13 protein-coding genes are annotated in these 13,884 nt (G+C 71.8%); 8 read left to right on the forward strand and 5 right to left on the reverse strand.

What is annotated here, in order from left to right; all coding sequences use genetic code 11:
• Positions 1 to 21: 21 nt before the first annotated feature.
• Positions 22 to 966, reverse strand: a complete 945-nt coding sequence (locus Ato02nite_RS00920; RefSeq protein WP_213004374.1) for an aldo/keto reductase — start codon at positions 964 to 966, stop codon at positions 22 to 24.
• Positions 963 to 1,865 (reverse strand): EamA family transporter, encoded by a 903-nt coding sequence (locus Ato02nite_RS00925; protein WP_213004375.1) that lies wholly within the window; start codon positions 1,863 to 1,865, stop codon positions 963 to 965. The genes Ato02nite_RS00920 and Ato02nite_RS00925 overlap by 4 nt, the downstream gene beginning before the upstream one ends.
• Positions 1,866 to 1,904: 39 nt before the next feature.
• Between Ato02nite_RS00925 and Ato02nite_RS00930 the strand changes: the two genes are divergently transcribed.
• The 3 genes from Ato02nite_RS00930 (at position 1,905) to katG (ending at position 5,194) form a co-directional block, all read left to right on the forward strand.
• Positions 1,905 to 2,396 carry a MarR family winged helix-turn-helix transcriptional regulator gene (locus Ato02nite_RS00930; RefSeq protein ID WP_213004376.1) on the forward strand — a complete coding sequence of 164 codons (492 nt, stop codon included), beginning with the start codon at positions 1,905 to 1,907 and terminating at the stop codon, positions 2,394 to 2,396.
• Between the two features lie 108 nt (positions 2,397 to 2,504).
• Positions 2,505 to 2,960, forward strand: a complete 456-nt coding sequence (locus Ato02nite_RS00935) for a Fur family transcriptional regulator (protein ID WP_213004377.1) — start codon at positions 2,505 to 2,507, stop codon at positions 2,958 to 2,960.
• Positions 2,957 to 5,194 (forward strand): catalase/peroxidase HPI, encoded by a 2,238-nt coding sequence (katG, locus tag Ato02nite_RS00940; RefSeq protein ID WP_213004378.1) that lies wholly within the window; start codon positions 2,957 to 2,959, stop codon positions 5,192 to 5,194. Before Ato02nite_RS00935 ends, katG begins: the two co-directional genes overlap by 4 nt.
• A gap of 58 nt (positions 5,195 to 5,252) precedes the next feature.
• Here the strand turns inward: katG and Ato02nite_RS00945 are convergent, their stop codons facing one another.
• Positions 5,253 to 5,630 carry a DUF6188 family protein gene (locus Ato02nite_RS00945; protein WP_213004379.1) on the reverse strand — a complete coding sequence of 126 codons (378 nt, stop codon included), beginning with the start codon at positions 5,628 to 5,630 and terminating at the stop codon, positions 5,253 to 5,255.
• 180 nt (positions 5,631 to 5,810) lie between these two features.
• Here Ato02nite_RS00945 and Ato02nite_RS00950 point away from each other — a divergent pair, with 180 nt between their 5' ends.
• Positions 5,811 to 7,214 (forward strand): glycoside hydrolase family 76 protein, encoded by a 1,404-nt coding sequence (locus Ato02nite_RS00950; RefSeq protein WP_213004380.1) that lies wholly within the window; start codon positions 5,811 to 5,813, stop codon positions 7,212 to 7,214.
• A 12-nt stretch (positions 7,215 to 7,226) separates the two neighbouring features.
• Here the strand turns inward: Ato02nite_RS00950 and Ato02nite_RS00955 are convergent, their stop codons facing one another.
• Positions 7,227 to 7,760, reverse strand: a complete 534-nt coding sequence (locus tag Ato02nite_RS00955; RefSeq protein WP_246605938.1) for a hypothetical protein — start codon at positions 7,758 to 7,760, stop codon at positions 7,227 to 7,229.
• Between the two features lie 60 nt (positions 7,761 to 7,820).
• On the opposite strand from Ato02nite_RS00955, the gene Ato02nite_RS00960 reads away from it, so the two are divergent.
• From Ato02nite_RS00960 to Ato02nite_RS00975, 4 genes are read left to right on the forward strand one after another with little or no spacing between them, the layout of a single operon-like run.
• Positions 7,821 to 8,309: a (2Fe-2S)-binding protein gene (locus Ato02nite_RS00960; protein ID WP_213004418.1), complete on the forward strand. Its 489-nt coding sequence runs from the start codon at positions 7,821 to 7,823 to the stop codon at positions 8,307 to 8,309.
• On the forward strand, positions 8,306 to 9,286 hold the full coding sequence (locus Ato02nite_RS00965) for an FAD binding domain-containing protein (RefSeq protein ID WP_213004381.1): 981 nt from the start codon (positions 8,306 to 8,308) through the stop codon (positions 9,284 to 9,286). Before Ato02nite_RS00960 ends, Ato02nite_RS00965 begins: the two co-directional genes overlap by 4 nt.
• Positions 9,283 to 11,325, forward strand: a complete 2,043-nt coding sequence (locus Ato02nite_RS00970) for a xanthine dehydrogenase family protein molybdopterin-binding subunit (protein WP_213004382.1) — start codon at positions 9,283 to 9,285, stop codon at positions 11,323 to 11,325. The genes Ato02nite_RS00965 and Ato02nite_RS00970 overlap by 4 nt, the downstream gene beginning before the upstream one ends.
• Positions 11,326 to 11,369: 44 nt before the next feature.
• Entirely contained in the window at positions 11,370 to 12,878 is a 1,509-nt protein-coding gene (locus Ato02nite_RS00975; RefSeq protein WP_213004383.1) for a GGDEF domain-containing protein, read from the forward strand.
• On the opposite strand, the gene Ato02nite_RS00980 is transcribed toward Ato02nite_RS00975, so the two are convergent.
• Positions 12,860 to 13,879 (reverse strand): sensor histidine kinase, encoded by a 1,020-nt coding sequence (locus tag Ato02nite_RS00980; RefSeq protein ID WP_213004384.1) that lies wholly within the window; start codon positions 13,877 to 13,879, stop codon positions 12,860 to 12,862. The two genes, Ato02nite_RS00975 and Ato02nite_RS00980, sit on opposite strands and share 19 nt — an antisense overlap.
• Positions 13,880 to 13,884: the final 5 nt, after the last annotated feature.

The raw sequence follows: 13,884 nt of genomic DNA on the forward strand, positions 1-13,884 counted from the left end.
CAGTGTCGGCAACCGGCGCAATCATCCGGGAAGCTGGGCGGAGACCTCGTCGAGGGCCCGGCGCTCGTCGGCGTCGAGGTCCAGGGTCGCCGAGGCGATCAGGGCGGGCAACTGCTCGACGGTGCGAGCGCTGGCCAGCGGTGCGGCGACGTCGGGGCGGCCGCGCAGCCAGGCCAGGGCAACGCTCGCCGGGGCCACGCCGTGGCCGGACGCGACGTCCTCCAAGACCTTCACGACCGCCAGGCCGGCCTCGTTGAGGTAGCCGCGGGCCGCGCCGGCCCGGGCGCCGGACAGGTCGTCGGTGGTCTTGTACTTGCCGGTCAGGAAGCCGCTCGCCAGCGCGTAGTAGGGCACGACGGCCAGGTTCTCGGCCGCCGCGACCGGGGCGATGTCCCGTTCGTAGGCGGCCCGCTGCACCAGGTTGTAGTGCGGCTGAATCGCCACCGGCAGGGTGAGGTCGTTGCGGCGGGCCGCCTCGAACCACTCCCGGACCCGGTCGGCGGTGTAGTTGGAGACCGCGATCGCGCGTACCTTCCCGGCCTTGACCAGGGCGTCGAAGGCGCCCGCCGTTTCCTCGATCGGGGTGTTCGGGTCGTCGTAGTGCGCGTAGTAGAGGTCGATGTAGTCGGTCTTCAGCCGTTTCAGCGACGCGTCCGCCGCCGCGGCGACGTTGGTGGCGGCCAGCCCGCGGAACTGGGGGTGCTGGCTGACCTTGGTGCCGATGACGACGCGGTCGCGGTTGCCGCGGGCGGTCAGCCAGTTGCCGATGATGGTCTCCGACTCGCCGCCCGAGTTGCCGGGAACCCAGGCCGAGTAGCCGTCGGCGGTGTCGACGAAGTTGCCGCCGCCCTCGGCGAACGCGTCCAGGACCCGGTGGGACGTCGCCTCGTCGCTGGTCCAGCCGAACACGTTGCCGCCGAGGGCGAGCGGGAAGACCTCGATGCCGCTGTTACCGAGTGTGCTCATGAACCGAACCTAGTCACGGCGGATGCGCGGGCGCGTGTGATGGCCAGCACCCGGCTCGCGATCGGCTGGCCGAGGAGAACACCCAGAAAAACCAGGACAAGGCCGGAGACCTGCTGTACGGAGAGGGTCTCGCCGCCGACCGCGGTGCCGAGCAGGACGCCGGTCACCGGGTTGAGCAGTCCGACCAGGCCGACCGTGCCGGCGCTGAGGTGCCGCAGTCCGGCGAACCAGGCGGCGAAGGCGAGCGCGGTGGCCACCACGGTGACGTAACCGAAGGCGAGGCCGGCGCCTGCGCCCAGGGCCGGTGGCGCGCCCTCGACCAGGACGGCCGCCGGGAGCAGGATCAGGCCGCCCGCGACGAGCTGCCACGACGTCAGCGAGAACACGTCGATGTCGCTGCTCCACTTCTTGGCCAGCACGTAGCCGAACGACGACATCACCATGGCCGACACCGACGCGAGGACGCCGCCGGCGTCGACCGCGACCGGGCCGGTCAGCAGCATGAGGCAGACGCCGGCGACGCCGATACCGGCGCCGGCCAGGTGGACGGCCCGCGGGCGCTCGGACATCGCGGCCCAGGCGAACAGCATCAGCATCACCGGCGAGGTCGCCATGATCGTCGACGCGATGCTGGTCGGCAGGGTCTGCGCGGCGAGGTAGATCAGGGCGAAGAACGCGCCCATGTTGAGCGCACCCAGCACCAGCGACCGCCACCACCAGGAGCCGGTCGGCAGCCGGCGGCGGACGAGCAGGAGCAGCACCCCGGCCGGCAGGGCCCGGATGGCCGCGCCGTACAGCGGGTAGTCGGCCGGAAGGTATCGATGGGTGACGTAGTAGGTCGTGCCCCACGCGATCGGCGCGAGCGCCGTAACGGCGGTCCATCGCAAATTAGCTTCCATGGAAGCTACTATAGCTTCCTCGGAAGCTATAGTGGAACCATGAGCGACCACGTAGCCCGCATCCAGGAGGCCTGGGCCCGGGAGCGCCCCGACCTGGACGTGCGCCCGCAGGGGGTGATCGGCCGCCTGCACCGCGTCGCCGGCCACCTGACCGAGCAGCTCCAGGTCGTCTACCGGCGCTTCGGCCTCGGCGAGGGCGAGTTCGACGTGCTGGCCGCGCTCCGCCGGGCCGGCCCGCCGTTCGAACGCGCCCCGGGCGAGCTCGCCGCACACACCATGGTCACCACCGGCGCCATGACCAAGCGGATCGACCGCCTCGAGCGCGACGGCCTGGTCACCCGCCGCCCGAGCACGAGCGACGGCCGCGGCCGGGTGGTGGCCCTGACCGACGCCGGCCGCGACCTGATCGACCAGGCCTTCACCGAGCACATGCGCAACGAGCGCCGCCTGCTCGACCAGCTGTCCCCCGAGGATGCCGCCCGGCTGGAGGCGATCCTCACCACCTGGCTGGCCGGTTTCGAGAGCTCATAGGCGGAACGCCGCCGGCGAGCCCGTCGCACACGTAGGTCGCCCATCCGCCCCCGATCCCCGCTTACGACAAACTTGATTCATTCCAGATAAGGGCCTAAGGTTCCTCGGGTGACACCGGACTTCGAGGCGCAGCTCCGGGCCGTCTCGTTGCGGGTGACCAGGCCCCGGCTGGCGGTGCTGAGTGCTCTGCGCGACCATCCGCACGTCGACACCGACGCGGTGATCGACCTGGTTCGGGCCGATCACCCCACGGTCTCCCACCAGGCGGTGTACGACGTATTACGAGCGCTCACCGACGCCGGCCTGATCCGGCGCATCCAGCCCGCCGGTGCGACCGCCCGCTACGAATCCCGGGTGGCGGACAACCACCACCACGTCGTGTGCCGCTCCTGCGGGGCGATCGCCGACGTCGAGTGTGCCGCCGGCCATGCACCCTGTCTCACCGCCTCCGACGACCACGGGTTCGTGATCGACGAGGCGGAGGTCGTCTACTGGGGCGTCTGTCCCGACTGCGCGACCAGCACCAAGCCCACCGAAAGCGCCAGCTCGGAAGGAACCAGATGAGCGACACCCAGGACAATGCGGCGTCCGGCTGCCCGGTCGCACATGACTCCGTGACCTCGCACGGCAGCGAGAGCGAGAACCCGGCGATCGACGCGCCCACCCCGAAGACCGGCGGCCGTCCGCACGGCAACCGGGACTGGTGGCCCAACCAGCTCGACCTGTCGGTGCTGCACGCCCACTCGTCCAAGGGCAACCCGCTGGGCGAGAACTTCAGCTACGCCCAGGAGTTCGCGAAGCTCGACGTCGACGCGATCAAGCGGGACATCACCGAGGTGCTGACCACCTCGCAGGAGTGGTGGCCGGCCGACTTCGGGCACTACGGCGGCCTGATGATCCGGCTGAGCTGGCACGCGGCGGGCACCTACCGCATCGAGGACGGCCGCGGCGGCGCCGGCGACGGCGGACAGCGGTTCGCCCCGCTCAACAGCTGGCCGGACAACGCGAACCTGGACAAGGCGCGCCGCCTGCTCTGGCCGGTCAAGGCGAAGTACGGCCAGAAGATCTCCTGGGCCGACCTGCTCGTGCTGGCCGGCAACGTCGCCCTGGAGTCGATGGGCTTCAAGACCTTCGGCTTCGGCTTCGGCCGGGTGGACGTCTGGGAGCCCGAGGAGATCTTCTGGGGCCCGGAGGACACCTGGCTCGCCGAGGGCCGCTACGTCTCCGAGAAGGAGGTGCTGCCGGGCGTCGGCGCGACCGAGATGGGTCTCATCTACGTCAACCCGGAGGGCCCGGGCGGCAACCCGAACCCGGCCGCTTCGGCCTACTTCATCCGCGAGACGTTCGGTCGCATGGCGATGAACGACGAGGAGACCGTCGCCCTCATCGCCGGCGGCCACACGTTCGGCAAGACCCACGGTGCCGGTGTCGCCGACGGCCACGTCGGCCCCGAGCCCGAGGGTGCCGAGCTGGAGGCGCAGGGCCTGGGCTGGCTGAGCACCCACGGCAGCGGCAAGGGCGCCGACGCGATCACCAGCGGCCTCGAGGTCACCTGGACCGACAAGCCGACGCAGTGGAGCAACCGCTTCTTCGAGATCCTCTTCGGGTACGAGTGGGAGCTCACCACCAGCCCCGGTGGTGCGAAGCAGTGGGTCGCCAAGACCACCGACGAGATCATCCCGGACGCGTACGACCCGGCCAAGAAGCACCGGCCGACGATGCTGACGACCGACCTGGCGCTGCGCGTGGACCCGGCGTACGAGAAGATCTCCCGCCGCTTCCTGGCCAACCCGGACGAGTTCGCGCTGGCGTTCGCCAAGGCCTGGTACAAGCTGCTGCACCGCGACATGGGCCCGGTCGCCCGGTTCCTCGGCCCGTGGGTACCCGAGGCCCAGCTGTGGCAGGACCCGGTCCCGGCCGTCGACCACGAGCTGGTCGGCGACGCCGACGTGGCCGCCCTCAAGGCGAAGGTGCTCGAGTCCGGCCTGAGCACCGCCCAGCTGGTCGGCACCGCCTGGGCGTCGGCCGCGACCTACCGGTCCACCGACAAGCGCGGTGGCGCCAACGGTGCCCGCATCCGCCTCGAGCCGCAGCGCGGCTGGGAGGTCAACGCCCCGGCCGCCGAGGTGGTGGCCGCTCTCGAGGGCATCCAGCAGGAGTTCAACGCGGCCGGTGGCGCGAAGATCTCGCTCGCCGACCTGATCGTGCTGGCCGGCTCGGCCGCCGTCGAGAAGGCCGCGAGCGACGCCGGCGTCCAGGTGACCGTGCCGTTCCGGCCGGGCCGCACCGACGCGACCCAGGAGCAGACCGACGTCGAGTCGTTCGCGGTCCTCGAGCCGCGGGCCGACGGGTTCCGCAACTACCTGCGCCCCGGCGAGAAGACCCAGCCCGAGGTGCTCCTCGTCGACCGGGCCTACATGCTCAACCTGACCGCACCGGAAATGACCGTCCTGGTCGGCGGCCTGCGCGCGCTCGGCAACAACTTCGGCGGCACCCAGCACGGCGTGCTCACCGACAAGCCGGGCGTGCTGACCAACGACTTCTTCGCCAACCTGCTCTCCCCGGGCACCCGGTGGAAGGCGGCGGAGAAGGAGGAGCACGTCTACGAGATCCGCGACGTCACCACCGACGAGCTGAAGTGGACCGCCACCGCGGTCGACCTGATCTTCGGCTCCAACTCCCAGCTGCGCGCCCTCGCCGAGGTCTACGCCAGCTCGGACGCCCAGGAGAAGTTCGTCACCGACTTCGTCGCGGCCTGGACGAAGGTCATGGAGCTGGACCGCTTCGACCTGGTCTGACCACATAACGCGAAAGCCCGGCCGATGCGGATCGGCCGGGCTCTTTCGTGCCCGCGGGTCAGCCCCAGACGGCCAGTTCCCCGCCGGCCAGGCAGACGATCAGCAGGCCGTCCGGGCCGATGACGGCCCAGGACTCGTAGTCGTCGTCGGCGCCGACCAGCAGCCGCGCGCCGCCGGCGAAGCCGATCTCCAGCTCACCGGTGTCGCGCGCCCGCGCCGTCCGCACGGTGTCGCCGAGCAGGGTCGCGAGGACCTCCGACGAGGTGACGCCGGGCAGCACGGCGAACGGGCCGTCCGCGCCGACCAGCAGCGCGGGGGTCTCGATCACGACCTGGCCGCCGCCGGACAGGCCGAGCACGACGGTGGAGTCGAGCCGTACGTACTCCAGCTTCCGCCCGGCCAGAGCCTCGAGCTGCAGCGGACGTCGTTCAGCCATGACAGACACCATCGGTAACCTCGATCGACTAGTCGAACGTCTTGATCGCAGGACGGTATCCGGGGCTTTCATAAAGAAGCCTTAAATCGGCGGAGGCATCGGGGAAGCATCGATTGCCCGTTGAGGCAGCCGGTCGGCCCACACATTGACAGGCAACAATCTAATAGGATTGTTAACTTTATGTTTCTGAGCGCCGGCACCGCGGCCCTGGTCGCGGCGGCATCCCTGGTCACACCGGTCGCCGCGGCGGCCACCGTCTGCAATCGGTACTGCGACGGCCGGGACGCGGCACTCGCGCCCGCCGACCGGGTGCCGGTGTCCACGAGCATCTACGGCCGGGTCGTCAAGGTGCACGTCAACGACACCGACGCGATGGCCTGGGGCTCGATCGAGAACGGCCAGGCGGGCGACGAGGTGTGGCTGGACCGGTCCTTCGACGGCGGCCGGAGCTGGGCGGACGGCTCCCGGCTCGGCGACACCACCGGCGGGCGGACCGCGCAGTTCAACGTCGACGACTGGGGCAGCAACGGCGTCGGCGCCCTGCGCGCCTGCGGCAAGGCCGGCGACCGGCCGGAGATCGTCTGTACCGCCTGGACGCGCAGCACCTGGAACGCCTGGGACCGGCGTACCGCCGCGGCCACCGCGCTGATGATGCGCTTCGACCGCGGCACCGGACTGTTCGACACCAACGGCTGGTGGACCGGCGCGAACGCGCTCACCGCGATCATCGGCAACATCCAGCGCAGCGGCATGAACAGCTACCGGTACGCGATCGCCAGCACCTACGACAAGCAGATCAACGCGGCGCAGGGCCAGTTCCGCAACGAGTACCTCGACGACACCGGCTGGTGGGGCCTGGCCTGGGTGGCGGCCTACGACCTGACCGGCGACAGCCGCTACCTGAACACCGCCCGCGCCGACGCCGACTGGATGTACGCCAACTGGGACACCCGCTGCGGCGGCGGCGTGTACTGGAGCACCGCCCGGACGGTGAAGAACGCCATCCCGAACAGCCTCTACATCCAGCTCAATGCCGCGCTGAGCCGGCGCATCGGCGGGGACACGGTCTACCGGCAGCGGGCCCAGGCCGGCTGGACCTGGTTCTCGAGCACCGGCATGCTCAACAGCCAGAACCTGGTCAACGACGGCGTCAACCTGAGCACCTGCCGGAACAACGGCGACGTGACATGGACGTACAACCAAGGGGTTTTGATCAATGCTCTGGTCGAGCTGAATCGTCTGACCGGGGACGCCGGCGCGCTCGCCACCGCACGCCGGATCGGCGATGCGATGACCGCCAGCGGTTACCTCTCCCCCGGCGGCATCCTGCGCGAGCCGAACGAGCCGGACGCGTGCGGCGGCGACGGGGTCTCGTTCAAGGGGGCCGCGATCCGCGGGCTGGGCGTGCTCAACGCGGCGACCGGTGGCGCCTACAACGCCTACCTGCAGCGCAACGCGGACAGCGCCTACAACAACGACCGGGACACCCTGGACGCGTACGGATCACACTGGGCCGGCCCGTTCCGCGGCACGAACCACGGCTGCCAGCACAGCGCCCTGGATCTGCTGAACGCCGCCCCGTGACCAGGGCCTGTCCTAGCGTTCGGTGGCCGTGCAGAACGCGTCGGCCCGGTCGGTGACCAGGTCCTCCGGCGACGGGAAGCGGCGCTGCAACGCGGCCAGGGCATGCTCGTAGGCGGCCTGGGTGTGGAACGAGTCCCGCATCCGGACCACCGACGCGCGGACCTGGGCGGCGAACTCCTCCGGCCAGCCGACGCGGTGCATCGCCATGACGGTGTTGGTGTCGCGGTCGACCAGGACGATCTGCACGACCGGGTCGACGTCCACCCCGGGCAGGCCGTCCTCGGGCCCGAACAGGTGCGGGGAATACGGCACCTGGGACCAGCCCAGCACCGGGCCCAGACGGTAGAGAAGAACTCCGGCGTCCTCACCGTCGACCCAGGCGAACTGGGTCGGTGGTGTCGCGACAGCCTGGACCTCCAGCGGATGCGGCCGGCTCAGGAAGATCATCAACTGGACCGGCTCGCCCGCGAACATTGTCAGGGCGGCACCCTCCGGCCAGCTGATGTCCGGGTCGAGCCGACTGCCGACCTCGACGATCAGGTGCACTTCGTCAGCGTATCCGTGACGCGCGGGTTTATCCGGCACTTCCCGGGCAATCTCTCCGAGGTGAAGCTGATCGTCAACGGGGTCGAGTACGAATTCGACCTGGACCCGCGCACCACCCTGCTCGATCTGCTGCGCGAGCACCTCGGCCTGACCGGCGCCAAGAAGGGCTGTGACCACGGTCAGTGCGGCGCCTGCACCGTCCTGCTCGACGGGCGGCGGGTCAACAGCTGCCTGATCCTGGCCGTCGCGCAGCAGGGGGCCGAGGTGACCACCGTCGAGGGCCTGGGCACCGCCGAGCGGCCGCACCCGGTGCAGCGCGGTTTCCTCGACCACGACGGTTTCCAGTGCGGCTACTGCACGCCGGGGCAGATCTGCTCGGCGGTCGGCATGCTCGACGAGGTGAAGCAGGGCCGGCCGAGCGCGGTGACCACACCCGGCGACGACCTGCTCAGCGACGCCGAGATCCGCGAGCGGATGAGTGGCAACCTGTGCCGCTGCGGCGCCTATCCCAACATGGTCCCGGCGATCAGGCAGGCGGCCGGCGAATGAAGACCTTCGAATACCGTACGGCTACCGCCGCCTCCGCCGTCCTCGCGCCGGACGCCGCGTTCCTGGCCGGCGGCACCAACCTGGTCGACCTCATGAAGCTGGGCGTGGCCACGCCGGACGTCCTGGTCGACGTCACCAAGCTGCCGCTGGACCGGATCACCGATCTTCCGGACGGCGGCCTGCGGGTCGGCGCCACCGTCCGCAACAGCGACCTGGCCGCCGATCCGCGCATCCGCGAACGCTATCCGGTGCTCAGCCAGGCACTGCTGGCCGGCGCCTCAGGGCAGCTGCGCAACATGGCGACCACCGGCGGCAACCTGCTGCAGCGCACCCGGTGCACCTATTTCATGGACCCGAGCACGCCGTGCAACAAGCGGGCGCCCGGCTCCGGCTGCCCGGCCCGCGCCGGCGACCACCGCAACCTGGCGATCCTCGGCGGTTCCGAGGCGTGCATCGCCACCCACCCGTCGGACATGGCGGTGGCGCTCGCGGCCCTCGGCGCGCAGGTCCGGGTGGAGAGCGCGACCGGCGAGCGGACGATCGCGGTGACCGAGCTGCACCGGTTGCCCGGGGACCGGCCGGACCTGGACACCGTTCTCGACCACGGCGAGATGATCACCGCGGTGGACCTGCCCGCGCTGCCGTTCGCCACCCGGTCGGCGTACCGCAAGGCCCGCGACCGGGCCTCCTACGCCTTCGCCGTGGGCTCGGTCGCCGCGGCCCTGGACGTCGCCGACGGCCTGGTCCGGGACGTGCGGCTGGCCTGGGGTGCGGTCGCGCCGAGGCCGTGGCGGGCGACCACCGCCGAACGGCTGCTGCGTGGGCGGCCGGCCACCCACGAGAACTTCCTGGCCGCCGCCGACGAGGAGTTGCGCGCCGCCCGGCCGCTGCGCGACAACGCGTACAAGACGACCCTGACCCGCAACCTGACCGCCGCGGTTCTCACCCGGCTGGCCTCGGCCGGGGAGGCCCGATGACCGCGACCGTGGGCACACCGCTGGCCCGCCTCGAAGGACCGGCCAAGGTCACCGGCGCCGCCCGGTACGCCGCCGAATACCCGCAGGACGACGTCGTGCACGGCTGGATCGTCCAGTCCCCGGTGCCGCGTGGCCGGCTCAACGCCGTGCTGGCCGACCCGACGGCCGACGCCATCGCCGTCCTGTGGCACGGAAACGCCCCGCGGCTCGAGCCGGCCGACGACCCGGAACTGGACGTCCTGCAGTCGGACCGGATCAGCTACCGGGGTCAGCCGGTCGCGCTGGTCGTGGCCGAGACCCTGGAGGCGGCCCGCCGCGCCGCCCAGGTGCTGCAGCTCGACATCACCGCCGAGGAGCACGACGCGGTGCTGCGCGCCGACCATCCCGGCCTCTACACGCCGGAGCAGGTCAACCCGGCCTTTCCCAGCGAGACCGCGAGCGGTGACGTCGACGCCGCGCTGGCCGCCGCGCCCGTCACGGTCGACGTCACCTACTCGACGCCGGCGCTGCACAACAGCCCGATGGAGCCGCACGCCACCATCGCCCGCTGGGCCGGCGACGACCTGACCCTCTACGACTCGAACCAGCACCCGTCCGGGATCGCCGCCACGGTCGCCGGCGTCTTCGGCCTCGAACCCGAGCGCGTGCACGTGGTGACCGAGCACGTCGGCGGCGGTTTCGGCTCGAAGGGCTCGGCCCGGCCGAACGCGGTCCTCGCCGCCATGGCGGCCCGGGTGGTCGGCCGCCCGGTCAAGCTGGTGCTGCCCCGGCAGGCGATGTTCAGCCTGGTCGGCTACCGCACCCCGACGATCCAGCAGATCCGGCTCGGCGCCGACCCGGACGGCACGCTCACCGCGATCGACCACGCGGCCATCGGGCAGAGCAGCCGGATCCTCGAGTACGCCGAGCAGACCGCGGTCGTCACCCGGCACATGTACGCCGCGCCGAACCGGCGTACCGGTCACCGCCTGCTCCGCCTCGACATGCCGACACCCCGGTGGATGCGCGCACCCGGTGAGGCGCCCGGCATGGCCGCGTTCGAGTGCGCGCTCGACGAGCTGGCCGAGAAGCTCGGGATCGACCCGATCGAGCTGCGCGTCCGCAACGAGCCGGCCGCCGAGCCGGAGGGTGGCACCCCGTTCACCAGCCGCCACTACGTCGAGTGCCTGCGGACCGGGGCCGAGCGCTTCGGCTGGGCCGGCCGCGACCCACGACCGCGGCAGCGCCGCGAGGGCGACTGGTGGATCGGCACCGGCGTGGCCGGGGCGATCTACCCGACCATGGCGCAGCCGTCGACCGCCCGGGTGCGCGCCGTCGGCGACGACTTCGAGGTCGCGATCGGCGCGGCCGACCTCGGCACCGGAGCCCGCACGATCCTCACCCAGATCGCGGCCGACGCGCTGGGCGTGCCGGTCGACCGGGTGCGGGTCCGGATCGGCGACAGCACCCTGCCCAAGGCCTCGGTGGCGGGCGGCTCCTCGGGCAGCGCGTCCTGGGGCTGGGCCGTCACCGGCGCCTGCCGGCAACTGCGCGAGACGGGCGGCGACGAGGCCGTCTTCGACACCACCGAGCTGATCGAGAAGCAGGAGACCGAGGGCCGGCACGCGTTCGGTGCGCACTTCGCCGAGGTACGCGTCGACGCCGTCACCGGCGAGGTGCGGGTCTCCCGGCTGTTCGGCATGTACGCCGCCGGCCGCATCCTCAACCCGCGCACCGCCCGCAGCCAGTTCCTCGGCGGCATGATCATGGGAATGGGCATGGCCCTGCACGAGGAGGGCGTGCTCGACCCGGCGATGGGCGAGTGGATGAACCACGATCTGGCCGGTTACCACATCCCCGCGCACGCCGATGTCGAGTCGATCGACGCGGCCTGGCTCGACGAGCGGGACGACCAGCTCAACCCGATGGGCAGCAAGGGCATCGGCGAGATCGGCATCGTCGGCTCCCCCGCCGCGATCGTCAACGCGGTGTGGCACGCGACCGGCGTCCGCGTTCGCGACCTGCCGGTCCGTCTCGACAAGCTGCTGTGTGCCGATTGACGCATTGACTTGAATCCCGGCCGCCGATGCCGATCACGGCCGGCGTGGATCGCTTACTGACCGGCCTGCTCACCGGAACGGCCCTGGTGGTCGCGCTGTACGCGGCCGGCCTCGACTCCACCCCGATCACCTGGATCGTGGTGGCGATCATCCACGTCTGCCTGATCTGGGTGGCCCGGTCCACGTCCCGGATGCCCGGCCTGACGCCACCGCTGCGCCGGTTCTGGCGGGCGGTCACCGCGGCCGGTGTCGTCTACCTGCTCGGTGACCTCGCCCAGATCGGCACGGCCGCCCGCGACCCGTACGCCGCCGTGGCGGCGACCGGCGGCCGGATCCAGATGATCACCCTCTCGGTGGGCAGCGCGCTGCTGATGCTGACGCTGCTCACGGTTCCGCTGGGGTTCGGCTCGCGCCGCGAACGCATCCGGTTCTGGATGGACGTGGCCACCGTGATGGTGGCCGCCGCCGTCGTGGGCTGGTACATGGTGGTTCCCGACCTGCCCGCCGCCCTGCTCAAGGTGCTCAGCGGCCCGGTGATCCTGCTGCTGTGCGTCTTCGTGGTGGCCAAGCTGGTCATGTCGGGCACGGCCCCGTTCACCCGGGCGTGCGGGATCATCGGCGCGAGCGCGGCCGCCATCAAGTCGGGCGCGGACCTGGTGAGCCGCGACGGTCTCGGCGGCGGTCGCCTGCACTGGTACCTGGCCTGCACGATCGCCGCGCACGCCGGGCTGGCGATCGCGCTGCGGGTCAACCAGATCCAGCTGGGCCGCAAGGCCGAGAACCTCGCGCCGCGGCCGCGCAGGCCGTACAGCCTGCTTCCGTACGGCGCGATCGCCGTCACCTACCTGCTGCTTTCCGTCGCGGTGGTCCGGGACGGGTCGCCGACCGTGCCGATCGCGCTGGCCGGCGCGGCCGTCAGCACCGCGCTCGTGGTGCTGCGCCAGTTGATGGCGTTCCGGGAGAACGCCCGCCTGCTCGGCGAACTGGACACCAAGGTACGAGAGTTGCACGAGACCCAGGAGGGGCTGCGCGAGACCCTCGCCCAGCGCGACGCCCTGGCCGCCCGGCTGCACCACCACGCCTTCCACGACGGCCTGACCGGCCTGCCCAACCGATCGCTGTACGCCGAGCGGCTGGACGCGGCGATCGCGGCCGGCGGCGCGGTGGCGGCCATGCTGATCGACCTGGACGACTTCAAGGAGGTCAACGACCGGTGGGGACACGCCGCCGGGGACACCCTGCTCCGCGAGATCGCCCTCCGGATGACGGCCTGCGTGCGGGCGGAGGACACGGTGGCCCGGATCGGCGGCGACGAGTTCGCGGTCCTGCTGACCCCGGGCGCGGACCCGCGGGAGGTGGCGAGCCGGTTGGTCCGGGCGGTCGAGGAGCCGGTGCTGCTGGCCGGCTTCGGCGAGGCGCGGGTCGGCGCGAGCGTGGGGGTGGCGACGGCCGGCGAACTGACCCGGGACGGCGACTCGCTGCTGCGCGAGGCGGATCACGCGATGTACACGGTGAAGCGGGCCGGCAAGGGCTCCTACGCGCTCGCCCCCTGAGGCAGGCTGGCCCGCACCAGCCAGCCGCCGCGCTCGGTCGGCCCGGCCGTGAACTGGCCGCCACGCTGCTGGATCCGCTCGCGCAGACCGGTCAGCCCGTGGCCGGTGCCCGGCACTCCGGGTGGCTCCGCGGCGGCGGGATCGTTCTCCACCCGTACGGCCAGATCGCGATCCGAACCGCTCACCGTGACCCGCACGGCCGAGCCCGGCGCGTAGCGCAGGGCGTTCGTCAGGCTCTCCTGCACCACCCGGAACGCGAGGTGCGCGACCGGCGCGGCCACCCCCTCGCGGTCGCCCTCGAACCGGCAGGTCACGTCCAGGCCGCTGCGCGCCGCCCGGGTGACGACCTCCTCGATCAGCGCCAGGTCGGGGCCGTTCACCTCGGTGCCGCCGAGCAGGTCGACCAGCCGCCGCAGGTCGCCGCGCCCCTGCCGGGCCGACTCGGCGATCGCCTCGAGGGCCGCCCGGGCCCCGACCGGATCGCGGTCGACCAGCCGCTGCCCGGCCGCCGCCTGGATGATCATCACGCTGATCGCGTGGCCGATGATGTCGTGCAGTTCGGCGGCGATCCGGGCCCGTTCCTGGCGCAGGGCCAGCTCGGCGAAGAGCTCCCGTTCCTCCTCCAGCTCGCGGTTGCGGTCGGCGAGCTGTTCGGCGGTCTCCCGCCGCAGCCGCAGGATGACGCCGGCCAGGAAGCCGGGGACCCCGAAGATGATCAGCGGGACCGGGTTGGTCTCGCCGGTGGTCAGATGGAGCACGGCGAAGAGCGCGACCAGGTAACCGGCCAGCCCGACGCCGGCCCAGTAGCTGCGGAAACCCAGCCCCGCCACGGTCGACAGCAGAGCCATCAGCACGAAGGCGAGATCGGGGAACCGGCCCGGCCCGGCGAGCGCCGCGCCCGCCAGCCACAGCGCGCCGCCGGTCAGGGCCACCGCCCGGGGACGGGTGCGCCACCACAGCAAGGCCAGCCCACTCCCGATCAGGCAAGCGGTGATGAGCACCCCGC

Source organism: Paractinoplanes toevensis (assembly GCF_018332695.1).
Classification (GTDB): Bacteria; Actinomycetota; Actinomycetes; order Mycobacteriales; family Micromonosporaceae; genus Actinoplanes; species Actinoplanes toevensis.

Bases quoted from the DNA above. Each gene is read 5' to 3' on its own strand.
- Ato02nite_RS00920 (WP_213004374.1), bottom strand. From the start codon at position 966: ATGAGCACACTCGGTAACAGCGGCATCGAGGTCTTCCCGCTCGCCCTC.
- Ato02nite_RS00950 (WP_213004380.1), top strand. From the start codon at position 5,811: ATGTTTCTGAGCGCCGGCACCGCGGCCCTGGTCGCGGCGGCATCCCTG.
- katG (WP_213004378.1), top strand. From the start codon at position 2,957: ATGAGCGACACCCAGGACAATGCGGCGTCCGGCTGCCCGGTCGCACAT.
- Ato02nite_RS00925 (WP_213004375.1), bottom strand. From the start codon at position 1,865: ATGGAAGCTAATTTGCGATGGACCGCCGTTACGGCGCTCGCGCCGATC.
- Ato02nite_RS00970 (WP_213004382.1), top strand. From the start codon at position 9,283: ATGACCGCGACCGTGGGCACACCGCTGGCCCGCCTCGAAGGACCGGCC.
- Ato02nite_RS00945 (WP_213004379.1), bottom strand. From the start codon at position 5,630: ATGGCTGAACGACGTCCGCTGCAGCTCGAGGCTCTGGCCGGGCGGAAG.
- Ato02nite_RS00930 (WP_213004376.1), top strand. From the start codon at position 1,905: ATGAGCGACCACGTAGCCCGCATCCAGGAGGCCTGGGCCCGGGAGCGC.
- Ato02nite_RS00965 (WP_213004381.1), top strand. From the start codon at position 8,306: ATGAAGACCTTCGAATACCGTACGGCTACCGCCGCCTCCGCCGTCCTC.